The 16,096-nt window shown below is 70.9% G+C and carries 18 protein-coding genes; 13 read left to right on the plus strand and 5 right to left on the minus strand.

From position 1 onward, the window contains the following. Window positions 1-15: 15 nt before the first annotated feature. From AC2D10_RS13760 to AC2D10_RS13770, 3 genes are read right to left on the minus strand one after another with little or no spacing between them, the layout of a single operon-like run. Complete coding sequence (locus AC2D10_RS13760) at window positions 16-459, minus strand: YdeI/OmpD-associated family protein (RefSeq protein ID WP_484708465.1); 444 nt, start codon at window positions 457-459, stop codon at window positions 16-18. Further along, a complete protein-coding gene (locus AC2D10_RS13765; protein WP_484708466.1) occupies window positions 456-926 on the minus strand; it encodes an SRPBCC family protein in 471 nt (156 codons plus the stop codon). The genes AC2D10_RS13760 and AC2D10_RS13765 overlap by 4 nt, the downstream gene beginning before the upstream one ends. Before the next feature lies 1 nt (window position 927). Then, the gene (locus AC2D10_RS13770) at window positions 928-1,464 is read right to left on the minus strand and encodes a MarR family winged helix-turn-helix transcriptional regulator (RefSeq protein WP_484708467.1); all 537 of its coding nucleotides are present in this window, start codon (window positions 1,462-1,464) and stop codon (window positions 928-930) included. Window positions 1,465-1,604: 140 nt separating this feature from the next. On the opposite strand from AC2D10_RS13770, the gene AC2D10_RS13775 reads away from it, so the two are divergent. Genes AC2D10_RS13775 through AC2D10_RS13785 form a run of 3 tightly spaced genes read left to right on the plus strand, consistent with a single transcriptional unit; the run spans window position 1,605 to window position 5,111 of the window. Beyond that, window positions 1,605-2,381 (plus strand): electron transfer flavoprotein subunit beta/FixA family protein, encoded by a 777-nt coding sequence (locus tag AC2D10_RS13775; protein ID WP_484708468.1) that lies wholly within the window; start codon window positions 1,605-1,607, stop codon window positions 2,379-2,381. Window position 2,382: 1 nt separating this feature from the next. Next, complete coding sequence (locus AC2D10_RS13780) at window positions 2,383-3,354, plus strand: electron transfer flavoprotein subunit alpha/FixB family protein (RefSeq protein WP_484708469.1); 972 nt, start codon at window positions 2,383-2,385, stop codon at window positions 3,352-3,354. A 2-nt stretch (window positions 3,355-3,356) separates the two neighbouring features. After that, entirely contained in the window at window positions 3,357-5,111 is a 1,755-nt protein-coding gene (locus AC2D10_RS13785; RefSeq protein ID WP_484708470.1) for a cytochrome b/b6 domain-containing protein, read from the plus strand. Window positions 5,112-5,321: 210 nt separating this feature from the next. Here the strand turns inward: AC2D10_RS13785 and AC2D10_RS13790 are convergent, their stop codons facing one another. Further along, the gene (locus AC2D10_RS13790; RefSeq protein WP_484708471.1) at window positions 5,322-5,828 is read right to left on the minus strand and encodes a GNAT family N-acetyltransferase; all 507 of its coding nucleotides are present in this window, start codon (window positions 5,826-5,828) and stop codon (window positions 5,322-5,324) included. Window positions 5,829-5,958: 130 nt separating this feature from the next. Here AC2D10_RS13790 and AC2D10_RS13795 point away from each other — a divergent pair, with 130 nt between their 5' ends. Next, window positions 5,959-6,519 carry an acyl-CoA thioesterase gene (locus AC2D10_RS13795; RefSeq protein WP_484708472.1) on the plus strand — a complete coding sequence of 187 codons (561 nt, stop codon included), beginning with the start codon at window positions 5,959-5,961 and terminating at the stop codon, window positions 6,517-6,519. Between the two features lie 65 nt (window positions 6,520-6,584). Further along, window positions 6,585-10,274, plus strand: a complete 3,690-nt coding sequence (locus AC2D10_RS13800) for a proline dehydrogenase family protein (RefSeq protein WP_484708473.1) — start codon at window positions 6,585-6,587, stop codon at window positions 10,272-10,274. Here the strand turns inward: AC2D10_RS13800 and AC2D10_RS13805 are convergent. After that, a complete protein-coding gene (locus AC2D10_RS13805; RefSeq protein ID WP_484708474.1) occupies window positions 10,258-11,142 on the minus strand; it encodes a LysR family transcriptional regulator in 885 nt (294 codons plus the stop codon). The two genes, AC2D10_RS13800 and AC2D10_RS13805, sit on opposite strands and share 17 nt — an antisense overlap. Before the next feature lie 116 nt (window positions 11,143-11,258). On the opposite strand from AC2D10_RS13805, the gene AC2D10_RS13810 reads away from it, so the two are divergent. From AC2D10_RS13810 to rocD, 8 genes are all read left to right on the plus strand, one after another. After that, window positions 11,259-11,585: a heme-binding protein gene (locus AC2D10_RS13810; protein WP_484708475.1), complete on the plus strand. Its 327-nt coding sequence runs from the start codon at window positions 11,259-11,261 to the stop codon at window positions 11,583-11,585. Further along, a complete protein-coding gene (locus tag AC2D10_RS13815; RefSeq protein ID WP_484711851.1) occupies window positions 11,504-11,680 on the plus strand; it encodes a heme-binding protein in 177 nt (58 codons plus the stop codon). Before AC2D10_RS13810 ends, AC2D10_RS13815 begins: the two co-directional genes overlap by 82 nt. Further along, the gene (locus AC2D10_RS13820) at window positions 11,677-11,985 is read left to right on the plus strand and encodes a putative quinol monooxygenase (RefSeq protein WP_484708476.1); all 309 of its coding nucleotides are present in this window, start codon (window positions 11,677-11,679) and stop codon (window positions 11,983-11,985) included. Before AC2D10_RS13815 ends, AC2D10_RS13820 begins: the two co-directional genes overlap by 4 nt. A 152-nt stretch (window positions 11,986-12,137) precedes the next feature. After that, the gene (locus AC2D10_RS13825; RefSeq protein ID WP_484708477.1) at window positions 12,138-12,572 is read left to right on the plus strand and encodes a hypothetical protein; all 435 of its coding nucleotides are present in this window, start codon (window positions 12,138-12,140) and stop codon (window positions 12,570-12,572) included. After that, a complete protein-coding gene (locus AC2D10_RS13830) occupies window positions 12,572-12,787 on the plus strand; it encodes a helix-turn-helix transcriptional regulator (RefSeq protein WP_484708478.1) in 216 nt (71 codons plus the stop codon). The genes AC2D10_RS13825 and AC2D10_RS13830 overlap by 1 nt, the downstream gene beginning before the upstream one ends. Window position 12,788: 1 nt before the next feature. Continuing rightward, window positions 12,789-13,796, plus strand: coding sequence for an NAD(P)-dependent alcohol dehydrogenase (locus AC2D10_RS13835; RefSeq protein WP_484708479.1), 1,008 nt, complete (start codon window positions 12,789-12,791; stop codon window positions 13,794-13,796). 195 nt (window positions 13,797-13,991) lie between these two features. Beyond that, window positions 13,992-14,867, plus strand: a complete 876-nt coding sequence (ddaH, locus tag AC2D10_RS13840) for a dimethylargininase (RefSeq protein ID WP_484711852.1) — start codon at window positions 13,992-13,994, stop codon at window positions 14,865-14,867. Next, the gene (rocD, locus tag AC2D10_RS13845) at window positions 14,864-16,033 is read left to right on the plus strand and encodes an ornithine--oxo-acid transaminase (protein ID WP_484708480.1); all 1,170 of its coding nucleotides are present in this window, start codon (window positions 14,864-14,866) and stop codon (window positions 16,031-16,033) included. The genes ddaH and rocD overlap by 4 nt, the downstream gene beginning before the upstream one ends. Window positions 16,034-16,096 lie beyond the last annotated feature (63 nt).

The raw sequence follows: 16,096 nt of genomic DNA on the forward strand, positions 1-16,096 counted from the left end.
CTGAGTTGTGAACGGCTACGCGCCGAGAGAGTCGACGATGGCGGCGATCCGCCGCTCGCGCGTCGCATCCTGCTTGGCGTCGGCGACCTTGCGTACGTGCTCCTTGCGGACGGTGTACGACAGGGCGTCGAAGGTTGCGCGTCGGGCGGGGTCGGCGTCGAGGGCAGCGGCCAGCGCCGGTGGGATCTCGACCGTGCGCTCGGCGGCATCCACGCGGATGACGGCGTCGACCTCCTGATCGATCTCGACCGCGAGCTCGGCACGCGCGGCCTTGCTCAGGCCGATCATGTTCTCGCCTCCCATGCGGGCCAGCCGCAGCCGGGCGGTGCGCCCGCCGATGGTGACCACGACCGGGAACGCCTTGCCCCCGCCGAGCGCGGCGACCTGGTCGTCGCTCAGCAGGATCGCCGCGGCAGGACCGCGACCGGAGAGGACGGTATGCAGGCGCAGTTCACTCATGCCGACAGAGTACGCCCGGGGCCTTCGAGTTCTGCAGCGAGCACGGCGTTGCGCTGCGCGATCATCCGCCGCATGTACGCCCGCAGGAACAGAGCGTCGACGGCCCGACCGAGCAGTCCGAACGGTGAGTGGAAGGTCACGGTGTCGCGCATCAGCGTTCCGCGTGGATGCTCCTCGATGACGTGCTCGTGCAGGAAGGCGCCGAACGGCCCGGCGATCTGCCGGTCGCGGAACCCGCGCGGCGGGTCGATGTCGAACACCATCGTGCGCAGTCGGAACGGGATGCCGAAATGCCGCGCCCGCCAGGTGACGGTCGATCCTTCGGTGAAACGCCCGCCCGCGGGCGCCTCGATCATCGTCTCGCCGTACTGCGCCATGGTGCGCACATGCAGGTCGGGGTCGAGGGATGCCGCGAACACCGCCTCGGGCGGAGCCGCGATCAGCGTCTCGAGCGTGAACGTCGCCATGTCAGAGCGGCTCGGGGTGCGGGCGCGGGTCGGTGAAGTCGCCGGCGTCCTTGCGCAGGCGGGCGACGATCGCGACGAGCTCGGCCGCATCGTCGCGGCTCACGCCCGGGTCGGCGAACACGTCGGCGTTGAGAGCAGTCGTCGCGCGCTCGACCAGATCGCGGCCGGCGTCGGTCAGCGCGAGCATCGCGGCTCGTCCGTCGTGCGGGTGGGGTTCGCGCACGACCAGGCCGTCGCGGACGAGTCGTTCGGCGGTGCTGGTGACGGTGGTCGCGTGCACCTGCAGTCGCGCGACCGCACTCGACAGGGGCAGACGGCCCGCGCGGCTGAAGGCCAGCAGCCGCAGCATCTCATAGCGGGCGAAGCTGAGCGCGAAGGGTTTCAGCGCGGCATCCACTCGCGCGAGCAGCAGCTGCTGCGCCCGCATCACCGAGGTCACCACCGCCATGCCGTCCGCGGCATCCGTCCATCCGTGCGCGAGCCACTGCCGCTTCGCCTCGGCGAGCGGATCCACGGGGAGCGGGCGGGGTCGGACCACGTCTCTACGGTAGCCGTGGCGGCGCACGGCAGGATGACGCCGCGCGTGCGCCCGCCCGGAGGCTGGATGATTCTGGGTCGCGCACCACGTGGTACTCAGTCCCGCAGGGGTAGAATCGACGCAGTCGTGAGGAGCAATCGATGAAGATCTTCGTCCTGGTCAAAGAGGTGCCGGACACCTACGGCGACCGCACCCTGAACCTCGAGACGGGCCTCGCCGAACGAGCGGTGGGTGATCTCGTGCTCGATGAGATCACCGAGCGCGCGCTCGAGGTCGCGCTGAGTCACGCGGACAAGAACGAGGGCACCGAGGTGGTGGCCCTCTCGATGGCCCCCGAGACGTCGACGGCGTCGATCCGCCGCGCGCTCGCGATAGGCGCGGCATCGGCGGTGCATATCGCCGATGCCGAACTCGCCGGCGCCGACCTGGGCCTGACCGCCGAGACCCTGGCGGCCGCGATCCGCCGGGGCGCGCCTGATCTGGTGATCACGGGCAACCTGTCGACCGACGGCTCGGGCGGCGTCATGGCGGCGATGCTCGCCGAGCACCTCGGCTTCGCGCAGGCGACCGCGCTGACGACGGTCGAGATCAGCGCCGACACGGTCACGGGAACCCGTGCCGCGGACTTCGGCGCACAGCCGGTGTCGGCTCCGCTCCCCGCCGTGATCTCGATCACCGAGGCCCTGCCCGACGCACGGTTCCCGAACTTCAAGGGAATCATGGCCGCCAAGAAGAAGCCGCTCGAGGTGGTGAGCCTGGCCGACCTGGGCGTCTCGGCCGATCCCGCCGCGGCCCCACGCACCATCATGACCTCGGTCGCCGCCAAGCCCGCGCGCGCGGCCGGCGTCAAGATCACGGACGAGGGCGATGCCGCCGCGCAACTGGTCGATTTCCTCGTGCAGAACAGGCTGGTGTGAGATGACCTCGTCCGAGAACCCGATCCTCGTCCTCGTCGACGTCGACCCCGCCGGCAACGTCGCCAGCAGCACTGCCGCGCTCATCGGCGCGGCATCCGGCATCGGATCCCCGGTGGCGGTCATCGTCGGAGGCGGGGCGGATGCCGCGGCCCAGGCAGCGGCCGCAGGAGCTGCGATCGTGCTGACCGCCGACGGCGACGCCGCACAGCTCACGGTTCCGATCGTCGATGCGCTGCAGGCGGCATACGAGCGTGTGCGCCCCGACGCGGTGCTCATCTCGAACTCGATCGTGGGGCGCGACGTCGCCGGGCGCTTCGCCGTGCGCACGAAGAATGCGCTCGCGGTCGATGTCGTCGGTGTTTCGCGTGATGACGAGGGCGTCGTCGCCCACCACTCGGTCTACGGCGGCTCGTACCTCGTCGACGCGGCCGCCACCTTCGGCACGCTCGTCATCACGGTGCGCCAGGGTGCGGTCGAGGCACGCGCCGAAGCCGTCGCGTCGCCCGAGGTGTCGGCGCTCGAGGTCGCTCCCTCCGGGGCCGTCGCAGCCACGGCGGGCGAGGTCGAGGCGGTCGAGGTCACCTCGTCGCGTCCTGAGTTGCGCGGTGCGACGCGGGTTGTCTCGGGCGGTCGCGGGCTCGCCTCGAAGGAGAAGTTCGTCCTGGTCGAAGAGCTCGCCGATGCGCTCGGCGCGGCTGTCGGCGCATCGCGCGCCGCGGTGGATGCCGGATACATCCCGCAGTCGCATCAGGTCGGCCAGACCGGGGTCTCGGTGTCGCCGCAGCTGTACGTCGCGCTCGGCATCTCGGGCGCGATCCAGCATCGCGCCGGCATGCAGACCGCGAAGAACATCGTCGCCATCAACAAGGACGCCGATGCGCCGATCTTCGACGTCGCGGACTTCGGCATCGTCGGCGACCTGTTCACCGTGGTCCCGCAGGTCATCGCCGCGCTCGAGGCGCGGAAGAAGTAGCCATGGCGACACGGATGCTGCGGCGGGGTCTGCCCCGCGTACCCGGCGGCGAGCCGTGGCCGCCCGCGGCAGAGGTCGAGGCGGGAGTCGTCGGCGCTGTCGAGGACGATCTCTCGACCGTGCAGGTGCCGGCTCCGCGAGCGGTGTCGGGCGCGGGCGGCGAGGCGGATGGTGAGGCGGATGCCGTGGCATCCGTAGCATCCGAGATCCCCGCTTCGATGGCGGATGCGAGCGAGCCTGTCGGTGCGGCTGCGGCGTCCGTCGCCGCTTCTGGGATGGCATCGCAGGTTCTGCGCCGAGGTCTGCCGCGCGTCGTCGGCGGCGAGCCCTGGCCGCCCGCGACAGTCGCGCCGGGGGCCGCCGACACGGGGTCGGCCCCGACTGCTCAGGCTCCGAATGCTCAGGCTCCGACTGCTCAGGCTCCGACTGCTCAGGCCCGGCGCGTCGCGGCGCCGCATGCCGACACGTTGAGCCTCGATCCGACGAGCGCCGTACCCGCAGCGTCGGTCTCGTCCCCCGCCCCGCAGGCGTCCATGTCACCCGTCGCCGATGCGCCCGAGTCCGCGGTGCGCCGAGGCCTTCCGCGCGTGGTGGGCGGCGAGCCGTGGCCTCCCGCCGGAACGCGTCCGATCGTGTCGTCGGATGCTTCGCCGACACCATCGATCGAGACCCCGGCAGCCGCGCAGACCGCCCCCGCTGCCACCCCCGGCGAGACCCCGTCGACTGAGGTCGCGCGCCCCGCGGCATCCACCCCCGCCCTTCTCGCCCCGAGCCTCGACACCCCGCTGCCGTGGACGCCCACCGTGTGGCAGGGTCGCGCGCCGCGTACCCTGCCGCCCGCGTCGGTCGCGGCATCCGCTCGACCGCGTCCGTCGTGGCCGCAGGCCATCGCCACCCTGTTCGGAGCGGCGGCCCTGGGTGTGCTCGCCGCCGCCGCGGTCGCACTCGTCCGCGCGCTGCTGAGCGCGCCGTTCATGCAGGACTTCCTCACCGCCTTCCCGGGCGAATACGAGTCGCCGATCGAGGTCGCCCCCGGCTTCGCCCCCTGGGTCGGGTGGCAGCACTTCTTCAACGCGTTCCTGATCGTGCTGATCATCCGCTCCGGACTCCGTGTGCGCACCGAGAAGCGGCCGACCGCGTTCTGGACCCCGCGGAACAACTCCAAGGGCAAGATCAGCCTCACCCTGTGGTTCCACCAGGCGCTCGACCTGCTGTGGATCCTGAACGGCGTCGCCTTCGTGGTGCTGCTCGTCGTGACCGGGCACTGGGTGCGGATCGTGCCCACCAGCTGGGAGGTCTTCCCGAACGCGCTCTCGGCCGCGCTGCAATACGTCTCGTTCGACTGGCCGCATGAGAACGGCTGGAACAACTACAACAGCCTGCAGCAGCTGGCCTACTTCGCGACCGTGTTCATCGCGGCCCCGCTCGCCGTCGTGACCGGATTCCGCATGTCGGGGCTGTGGCCGAAGAGGGCCGAACGGCTGTCGAAGGCGTACCCGGTGGAGTGGGCGCGCGCGCTGCACTTCCCGGTGATGCTCTACTTCGTGGTGTTCATCGTCGCGCACGTGGCGCTGGTCATGCTGACCGGATTCCTGCGCAACCTGAACCACATGTACGCCTCGCAGGATGCCGTCACCTGGACCGGCTTCTGGGTGTTCATCGCGTCGCTGGTCGTGATGGCGGGCGGCTGGTTCGCCGCGCGTCCGCTCGTGCTCGCCCCGATCGCGAAGCTGTTCGGCAGCGTGTCGAGCCGCTGACGCGGCATCCGCCGACGCGGCATCCGCCGGCGCGGCATCCGCCGGCGCGGCATCCGGTCGTCGAGTGCACGGCCTATCGCCGACTGCACGGCCTATTCACGTCAAGAGCCCGTGCACTCGACGCGAACCCGTGCAATCGGCGGATGGCAGGGGCGCACAGGGGTGCGCGGCGCCGGTGCGTGGCGCCGGGCGCGGCCGCGCGGCGCCGGGTCAGCGGACGAAGCGGACTTCGGTCAGGGTCTCGCCGAGGAAGGGCTCGGTGTGGGTGGCGCCGTCGAGCGAGAAGCCGTTGCGCGTGTAGAAGCGGTGCGCGCGGGGATTGTCCTCGGCGACCCAGAGGTACACGGGCTCGTCCTTCTCGATCGTGGCGTCGAAGAGCTTCTGGCCGGTGCCGGTGGAGTGCCAGGCGTCGAGCAGGTAGATGAAGTACAGCTCGCGGAACGCGGGGGCATCCTTGTCGCGGGCCGGGCCGGAGCCGGCGAACCCGACGATCTCGCCGTCGACGAGGGCGGCGTTCATCTTGAAGTCGGGCCCCTGAGACGCCCAATGCGTCCACAGCTCCGCCATGCGGCGGGGCGAGACCTTCTCGAGTGCGGCCTTGCTGATCAGGTGATCGTAGGTCTCGTGCCAGCACTGGGCATGCACGCGACCGAGGGCTTCCGCATCGACATCGCGGACCGGACGGACGATGACTTCAGACTGGGCTTCGGCGCTCATGCGGCGACTCTACGCGCGGCATACTGGATCCGGAAATCGAGCGGATGCCGTGCGCACACGCCGCGCAGGTGATGGAGGATTCGCACAACGAAGTTCGCGGTTCATACACCTCTGGCTACGATCGATCCTCGTGAACGTGATCTGGCGCACCCTCCTCGTGATCCTCCGTGCCCGACTCCGCGTGCGGCGGGCCAAGACCCTCGATCCGACCGCGGTCGGCCGCATCCGACTGACCACCCTGCCGACCGACATCGACGTGCTGCGGCACATGAACAACGGCCGCTACCTCTCGCTGTTCGACCTCGGCCGATGGGACCTGCTCATCCGCACCGGGCTGTTCGACGCGATGAACGCGCAGGGCTGGTACGCGGTCGTGTCGAGCGAGACGGTGACCTTCCGCAAGTCGCTGCAACTGTGGCAGCGGTTCGAGGTGCAGTCGCGCTTCATCGGTCACGACGAGAAGGCGCTGTTCCTCGAGCATCGCGCCGTCGTGAAAGGCCAGGTCTACGCGCGGGCCATCGTGCGGGCACGGATGCTGCGCCGCACCGGCGGCACCGTCAGCAATGAAGAGCTGTTCGCCGCGGTCGGCAAGCCCGACGGCGTGCCCGAGATCGACGCCTGGGTGCACGACTGGGCCGCGGCCTCTGCCCTGCCGCCCGTGCGCGAGTCCGCGCCGAGCGACTGGAGCTGACGGCCGCCCCGGAAACACGGGCGAGGCTCCGGCCGCGAGGGGTGCGCGCGACCTAGGCTGAGGCCATGGCCGAGTCGACGTCATTCCCGACGGATGCCGTGGCATCCGCCCCTCTCGCCGAACAGGCTGTCGCGCTCGCCCGCCGCTGGGTGACCGAGGCCGCCGCGGTCGAGGTGGACCCTGCCGCGCGGCGCCTCGCCGACGTGCTGCAGGATGCGAACGGGCTGCCGTTCACGCTCGGCTTCGTCGACGGGGTCATGCGTCCCGAGAGCCTCAGCGCCGCGGCATCGCAGCTGCATCGGATCGCCCCGATCGTGCCCGAGTTCCTCCCCTGGTACCTGCGGGGCGCCGTGCGTCTGGGCGGAGGGATGGCGCCGATCCTGCCCACCCCGGTCGTGCCGATCGCGCGGCGGGTGCTGCGTGAGATGGTCGGGCATCTCGTGGTCGACGCGCGTCCGGCGAAGCTGGGTCCGGCGATCGCGAAGATCCGCGAGTCCGGGTCTCGTCTCAATCTCAATCTGCTGGGCGAGGCCGTGCTGGGTGAGGCCGAGGCGCGGCGTCGGCTCGACGGCATCCATGATCTGATCCGACGCGACGACGTCGACTACGTCTCGGTCAAAGTCTCGGCGATCATCAGCCACATCTCGATGTGGGCCTTCGACGAGGTCGTCGATCGCGTCGTCGAGCGGCTGCTTCCGCTGTACCTGACCGCGGCAGGGACGGTGGGGGAGACCGACAGTCAGACCTTCATCAACCTCGACATGGAGGAGTACCGCGACCTCGACCTCACGATCGCGGTGTTCACGCGCCTGCTCGAGGACCCGCGCCTGCACGGGCTGCACGCCGGCATCGTGCTGCAGGCGTACCTGCCCGACGCGCTGCCGGCTCTGCAGGTGCTGACCGCCTGGGCGCGCGAGCGGGTGGCGCACGGCGGCGCCCCCATCAAGGTGCGCCTGGTGAAGGGCGCCAACCTCGCCATGGAGCACGTCGAGGCACGCATGCACGGGTGGACCCCGGCGACCTACGACACGAAGCTCGACACCGATGCCAACTATCTGCGCTGCCTCGACTGGGCGCTGCAGCCCGAGAACACCGCGGCGGTGCGGCTCGGCGTCGCCGGGCACAACCTGTTCGGCATCGCGCACGCGTGGCTGCTGGCCGGCGAGCGGGGCGTGCGCGACGCGGTCGAGTTCGAGATGCTGCTCGGGATGGCGCAGGGGCAGGTGCAGGCCGTCGCCCGCGAGGTCGGTCCGGTGCTGCTGTATGTGCCGGTCGTGGCCCCCGCGGAGTTCGACGTGGCGATCAGCTATCTGGTGCGTCGGCTCGAGGAGAACGCGTCGTCTGACAACTTCCTCTCCGCCGCGTTCCGGCTCGACGCCGATGAGTCGCTGTTCGTGCGCGAGCGCGACCGGTTCCTCGCGGCGCTGGACCGATCGACCGACACGTCGCTGTGGCGGGGTCCGCGTCGCGCGCAGAACCGGCTCGCGCCGACCCACGAGGCGATGCGTCCGATCCCGGTCGCCCCCGCGGCAGAGGTCGACCTCACGAAGACCGTGCTCGGCATCTCGCGCGGGTCCGACGGCGCAGACGAGACCGTCGGCGAGGCCTTCCTCGAGACCGCGGTGTACTCGGCACGCGAGCTCGATGCGGGCACCGGCGGTGCCCCCGGCTTCGTCAACGCGGTCGACAGCGACCCCGCCCTGCCCGCGAACCGCGAGTGGGCGGCCTCCGTGCGCGCCCGGATCGACGGGTCGACCGCGGGCGACGACACCGTCGCGGCGGCACGTATCACCGACGCCGACACCCTCGAGCAGCGGGTGCGCGAGGTGCAGTCCGCGGCATCGGCGTGGGGCTCCCGCCCGGCCGCGGAGCGCGCCGAGGTACTGCTGCGCGCGGCGGCCGCACTCGAGTCCCGGCGCGGTGAGCTGATCGAGGTCGCGGCGTCGGAGACCGGCAAGATCTTCGCCGAAGCCGACGTCGAAGTCAGCGAGGCGGTCGACTTCGCGCGCTACTACGCGGCCCAGGCGCGCGAACTCGACGCGATCGCGGGCGCTGCCTTCGTTCCCGCACGGGTGACCGTGGTGACGCCGCCGTGGAACTTCCCCCTCGCGATTCCCGCGGGCGGAGTGCTCGCGGCGCTCGCCGCCGGATCGGGAGTCGTGTTCAAGCCCGCCCCGCAGGCACGCCGGTGTGCGGCCGTGATCGCCGAGGCGCTGTGGCAGGCGGGCGTGCCCCGCGACGTGCTGGCGCTGGTCGACGTCGAGGAGGGCGAGCTCGGGCAGGCGCTCATCGCGCACGAGGCCGTGGACCGCGTCATCCTCACCGGCTCGTGGGACACCGCGGCGCTGTTCCGGTCCTGGCGGCCCGACCTGCCGCTGCTCGCCGAGACCAGCGGCAAGAACGCGATCGTGATCATGCCGTCGGCAGACCTCGACCTCGCCGTCGCCGACCTCGTGAAGAGCGCGTTCGGGCACGCGGGGCAGAAGTGCTCTGCGGCGTCACTGGCGATCCTGGTGGGCCCCGTCGGACGCTCGCAGCGCTTCGCCCGGCAGCTGAGCGACGCCGTGCGCTCGCTGCACGTGGGCTGGCCGACCGATCCGCTGGCCGAGGTGGGGCCGGTGATCGAGAAGCCGCAGGGCAAGCTCGCCTGGGCGCTCACCGAGCTCGAGGGCGACGAGCGGTGGCTCATCGAACCGGCGGTCGCGGCCGACGACGCGAGCGGGCGGCTGTGGCGGCCCGGTGTGCGCGTGGGCGTGCAGCCCGGGTCGCGCTTTCATCGCGAGGAGTTCTTCGGGCCGGTGCTCGGCGTGATGCACGCGCCCACCCTGGCCCGCGCGATCGAGCTGCAGAACGCCGTCGCCTATGGATTGACCGCAGGTCTGCACACGCAGAATCCCGACGATCTCGAACTCTGGCTCGATCGGGTCCAGGCCGGCAACCTGTACGTCAACCGAGGCATCACGGGCGCGATCGTGCAGCGCCAGCCCTTCGGCGGATGGAAGCGCTCGTCGGTCGGACCGGGAGCGAAGGCCGGCGGACCGAACTATCTGATCGGGCTGGGCTCCTGGCGCTCCCACGCGCGGGGCGCGGCATCGAGCACGCTGCACCTGCGCGGTCTGGACTCGCGCATCACCGCGGTGATCGAGTCGGCGCAGCCGTCGCTCGACTTCGAGTCGTTCGAGTGGCTGCGGCGGTCGGCGCTCTCGGACGCGATCGCCTGGGACCGCGAGTTCGGGCGGGTGCGCGACGTCTCGCGCCTCGAGGTCGAGCGCAACCTGTTCCGCTATCGCCCGCTGCCCGTCGAGATCCGCGCGACGGCGGATGCCGCGCTGCAGGACCTGCTGCGCGTCGTGATCGCCGCGGTGCGGGCGGGGGCCGGGTTCACGCTGTCGTCACCCGTCGGGCTGCCCGCGGCGGTCCGGCACGCGCTCGGAGAGCTGGATGCCGCGGTGTTCCTCGAGAGCGACGAGGAATGGATCGAGCGGATGCAGCCGCGCCCCGCATCGTCCGACGGCGGAGAAGCTCCGGCCGCTCGGGCCGGACGCGTGCGTCTGGTGGGTCCGCCGACAGCCGTGCAGGCGCTCGGTCGGGCTCTCGCGGTGGCGGTCGACGGGGATCCGGACCTGGCGGTCTACGCCGGGGAGGTCACTTCTGCCGGACGCATCGAGCTGCTGCCGTTCGTGCACGAGCAGTCGATCAGCATCACCGCGCACCGCTTCGGCAACTCCGACTCCACGTTCAGCGATGTGATCTGAGGTCCGCCAGGCCGCTCTCGACCAGCGAGCGCATCAGCGGATCGCTCGCGCCGCGCCAGTACACGCAGATGTCGCGCTCCACCGGGTGGCGCAACGGATGCGTGGGGACGTCGGCGGGCACGACGTTGCTCGGGACGAGGGCGTGGCCGATGCCGTGCAGCGCGTACTCGACCGCGGCGCGTGCCTGCTCGGTGCGCAGGGCCGCGCGCGGCACGAACCCCGCGCGCAGGCAGGCGGCGTCGAGCATGTCGCCGAGCCCGTTTCCGGGGGTGAAATGCACCCAGTCGTCGTCGCGGAGCAGGGCGAGATCGACGGGTTCGTCAGCCGCGAGACCCGGAAGGGACGCGCCGTCGGCGAGCACCACCACGAACTCCTCGGTGGCCAGGCGGTTCCAGCCGCCGGTCCATCCGTGGGGGAGCGGCCCGATCGCCAGATCGAACGACCCGGCGAGCAGGCCGGCGACGAGATCCTCCTGATGCCGGTGCTCGTGCAGGCTGGCCTGAGCGAGGGGGTGACGCGCGCGCCACGAGGAGAGCAACGCCGGCAGCACCCCGAGGCTGAGGGAGAAGAGGGTGCCGATGCGCAGCTCGCCCACCGCCCCGCTGGTGGCGTACCGCGCGGCGCGGGCGAGATCTTCGTGCGCGGTGATGACGGCCCGCGCGCTGTCGATCAGGCTGCGCCCGGCACCGGTCGGGCGCACCGATCGCGGCAATCGCTCGATCAGCGGGGTGCCCACGGCCTGCTCGAGAGCGGCGAGCTGGCGCGACAGCGTGGGCTGGCTCAGGAAGAGGCGAGCCGCAGCTCGGGTGATCGATCCCTCTTCGCAGACGGTGACGAAGGCGCGCAGCTGCCGCTCGGTGACATCCATGCACCGACTGTATGCAAACTTCTTTTGTGTTGCATCCGATGTGGGGTATGGCGCCATGGCTGGGCCGGTTGCATCTGTCGGACGCCGCAACCGACGTCTCTGAGAAAGGAAACGCCATGACTGTCATCACCCTCGAATCCGCCCAGCGTGCCGCCGCCGCCGCACTCGATGTCGCCGCCGAGCACGGCGTCGCCGTGGTCGTCACGATCGTGGACGCCGGTGTGCAGCCGGTGGTCGTCGCCCGTGCGGACGGAGCGCCGATCGCTGCGATCGACGGCGGCCTGAGCAAGGCCCGCACGACCCTGTACTTCGGGGAGCGTCGACCGCGGACCTCGCCGGCGCGACCGCTCCGGGCGGACCGCTGTTCGGGTTCGAGCACGCGATCTCGGCACCGGTCGCCTTCATCGGCGGTGGAGTGGCCGTGCGTGACGCGGACGGCGTGATCATCGGCGCCGTGGGGGTCGGCGGCGGCTCGGCGGAGCAGGACCACGTCATCGCGAGCGCTGCCGTGGCAGCTGTCACAGGCGCCTCCGCATGAGCGCGCGGGGGCCGGTGGTCGTGTCGCTGGCGACGCTCGTCGCACGGGAGGGGCGGCGATACGACCTGCTCACGGCGCTGCTGCCGCTCATCGAGCCGACCAGGGCCGAGGAGGGGAACCTCGACTATGTGCTGTTCGAGGTGGCGGACGAGCCGGGGACGTTCGTCATGCGCGAGGCGTTCACGTCGATGGAGGCGCTGCGCGTGCATCAGGGCACCGCGCACTACCTGGCGTTCGGCGAGCAGGCTGGGGAGCTGCTCGCGGAGCCGCTGACGCTCACCTTCCTCACGCAGGTGTCGGACTGACCCACCGGCTCCCACGGCGAGCGAGCACCCATCCCGCACGGGGTGGGTGCTTTCTCGCGTCCGGCGACGGTGGTATGTAAATAATTCTTGACACGCGCGTGCGGCGGGTCTACCGTCAGAGTGTCAAGAATCTTTTACAACGGGAGGCTGTCGTGGTCTACGAGGAGCGCAACGTCTGGACGGGACTGGTCGTCAGCATCATCGCGATCAGCATCTACGCGGTGATCATCCTGCAGCAGGCGACATCGACTCCGGTCGCCGACATCGACTGGTTCCCGTTGATGCTGTGGACGATCGGTCTCAGCATCGGAGTGACGATCGCCCTCAGCATCGTCTGGGGAATGATCGCCCACACCCGTGATCCCGAGGGGACCGGGCGCTCCGACATCCGCGACCGCGACATCAGCCGCATGGGATCCCGGGTCGAGCAGGCGTTCGTCGTGATCGCCGGGATCGGGGTCATCGTGCTGTGCGCGGTGGGTGCCGACGTGTTCTGGATCGCGCACACGATGTTCGCCGGCTTCGCGGTGTCGGCGGTGGTGGGCAGCATCGCCCGCGCGGTCGCCTACCGGCGGGGGCTCGTCTGATGGTGAAGCCCACACGCGTCTCCAACAGCATCCGCACGCATCGTGAAGCCGCCGGTCTCACGCAGGCCGAACTCGCCCGCACCATCGGTGTGACGCGACAGACGCTCATCGCGATCGAGCAGGAGAAGTACTCGCCCACGCTCGAACTCGCCTTCCAGATCGCCCGTGCCTTCGGCGTGGGTCTCGACGACCTCTTCACCTACCCGGAGCAGTGACATGTCCACGCAGACGACACAGACCATGACCGCCTGGCAGAACGCGCACTACGGCCCGGCCGCCGGAACCGCACTCGCCGATATTCCGGTGCCGATCCCCGGTGCGGGAGAGGTGCTGCTGCAGGTGCATGCCACCGCGCTGAACGCCGGCGACGTGCGGCTCATGCTGGGCGACCCCCTTCTCGTGCGTCCTGTGTTCGGGCTCACCAAGCCGAAGCAGCCGGTGCGGGGAATGGACGTCGCCGGACGCGTGGTCGCGCTGGGCCCGGGAGTGACGGATGCCGCGGTCGGCGACGAAGTCGTGGTGGAGCTGCCCAGTGGTGGCGGCCTCGCGCCCTTCGCCGTCGCTCCCGTCGCCCGGCTCACGACACGTCCGCCCGCACTCTCGGTGGTCGAGGCAGCCTGTCTTCCCATCGCCGGCGGCACCGCGTGGCAGGCGCTCGACCTCGCCCGCATTGCGCCCGGCGACCGCGCTCAACGCGTGCTCGTGCTCGGCGCCTCGGGCGGAGTCGGCACCTTCACCGTGCAGCTCGCGGCCCTCCGTGGAGCCGAGGTGTGGGCCACCTGCGGGGAGCGCAACCGCGCCCTCGTCGAGGAGCTCGGCGCCGTGCGCGTGCACGATCACCGGACGACCCCGCTGGCCGATCTCCCGGCCGGGCACTTCGACGCCGTGATCGACGTGGTTGGCGGGCTGCCGCTGCGGCCGCTGCAGCGTCTGCTCGCCCCCGGTGGCGCGGTGATCATGATCTCGGGTGACGGCGGGGCCGTTCTCGGCCCCGTGCCGCGCATGCTGAAGGCCGCGTTCCTCTCCATCGGCTCGTCGCGGCGCATCCGCCCACTCGCCGCCGCGCCGAAGCCCGCGATCCTCGCGCAGCTGCTGGCGCTCGCCGCCGCCGGCACCGTCCGGCCGGTCATCGAGCGCGAGTTCGCCTTCGCCGAGGCATCCGCCGCCCTGGCCCACATCGCCGCGGGGCACACGGTCGGCAAGGTCGTGGTCGTGGACGCCTGAGGCTGCGTTTTCGACAGCCGATCTCGCACCCTGGCGAGGCACAGGCGGCGGGTGACACAATGGGGTCTGGCGTGCCCGAGTCGCATCTTCCCCGCCCCGTGCCCTTCGCGGGCAGCGGGTCGAAGGACCGCCGGGCCCCTGGACAGCGTCCGCCGCATATCGTTCCGAGGAGCCTCCTTGTCTTTCGACAACACGCTGTCCACGTCTGAGGCCGCCGTGGCCACCCCCACCCGCACCGCGCACCACCGGCACTACCTGATGTGCAGCCCGTCGCACTTCACGGTGAACTACTCCATCAACCCGTGGATGGAGCCGACGAAGCCGACTGACACCGCCCGGGCCGTGGAGCAGTGGCAGAAGCTGCACGACCTCTACGTGGAGCTGGGTCACGAGGTCGAGCTCATCGAGCCGCTGGCCGACTACCCCGACATGGTCTACACGGCCAACGGCGGATTCCTCATCGACGGACGCGCGTACGTGCCGAAGTTCCGGTTCGAGCAGCGCGCCGGCGAGGCCCCCGCGTTCGCCGACTGGTTCCGCGCGGCCGGCTACGACACCGTCATCCCCGAAGAGGTCAACGAGGGCGAGGGCGACTTCCTGCTCGTCGGCGACGTGATCCTCGCCGGCACCGGCTTCCGCTCGACCGGCGACAGCCACCGCGAGGTCGGCGAGGTCTTCGGCCGCGAGGTCGTCTCGCTCACCCTGGTCGACCCCCGCTTCTACCACCTCGACACCGCCATCGCGGTGCTCGACCCGGTGCAGGGCATCGGCAACGGCGGCCCCGAGCGCGCGAACATCGCCTACCTGCCCGGCGCCTTCGACGACGCCAGCCGCGCGATCCTCGAGGAGCGCTTCCCCGACGCGATCCTGGTGTCGGATGACGACGGTTCGGTGTTCGGGCTGAACTCGGCGAGCGACGGCTACAACGTCGTCATCTCGCCGCGTGCCACCGGCTTCGAGAAGCAGCTGCGCGAACGCGGCTACAACCCGATCATGGTCGACCTCTCCGAGCTGCTGCTCGGCGGCGGCGGCATCAAGTGCTGCACGCTCGAACTGCGTGGTGCCCAGTGACCCACGTCGCGCACAACTACCACCCGCTGCCCGTCATGATCGCCCGGGGCGAGGGTGCCTGGGTGACCGATGTCGAGGGCAAGCGCTACCTCGACCTGCTCGCGGCGTACTCGGCGGTGAACTTCGGCCACCGGCATCCGGCCATCGTCGCCGCGCTCACCGAGCAGCTCGGGCGCGTGACGCTCATCAGCCGCGCGTTCGAGAGCGACCGGCTCGAGCCGTTCGCCGCCGCGCTCGCGAAGCTCGCGGGCAAAGACCTCGTGCTACCGATGAACACCGGCGCCGAAGCGGTCGAGACCGGCATCAAGGTCGCCCGCGCCTGGGGCTACCGCGTCAAGGGCATCGCCGAGGGGCGTGCGCGCATCGTCGTCGCCGCAGGCAACTTCCACGGACGCACCACGACGATCGTCAGCTTCAGCGACGACGACTCGGCGCGTGACGACTTCGGTCCGTACACGCCGGGGTTCGACGTGGTGCCGTACGGTGACGCCGAGGCGATCGCCGCCGCGATCACCGACGACACCGCGGCGGTGCTGATCGAGCCGATCCAGGGCGAGGCGGGAGTGGTGATCCCGCCCGAGGGATACCTGCGCCGCATCCGCGAGATCTGCGACGACAGAGGCGTGCTGTTCATCGCCGACGAGATCCAGGCCGGCCTCGGTCGCGTCGGTGAGACGTTCGCGTGCGACCGCGAGGGCGTCGTGCCCGACCTCTATCTGCTGGGCAAGGCGCTCGGCGGCGGCATCCTTCCCGTCTCTGCGGTCGTCGGCAACGAGGACGTGCTGGGCGTCATCCGCCCGGGCGAGCACGGCTCGACGTTCGGCGGCAACCCGCTCGCCGCGGCCGTGGGGCTGCGTGTGGTCGAGATGCTCGAGACCGGCGAGTTCCAGGAGCGCGCGCGAGCGCTCGGCGCTCACCTTTCTGCCGCACTCGAGCCGCTGATCGGCGACGGCGTCACCGCCGTGCGCATCGCAGGACTGTGGGCGGGCGTCGACATCGACCCCGCGAAGGGCACCGGGCGCGAGATCGCCGAGAAGCTTCTCGCTCGCGGTGTGCTCGTCAAGGACACGCACGGCCAGACGATCCGCATCGCACCGCCGATCGTGATCCGCGCGACCGAGCTCGACTGGGCCGTCGAGCAGCTGCGCGTGGTGCTGGCGGCGTAACGCATGACATCGCGAATCACCCCGTCGAGGCTGCCTCGACGGGGTGATTCGTTGTTCGGGCCG

It is taken from the genome of Microbacterium sp. PI-SA-G (genome assembly GCF_057215335.1).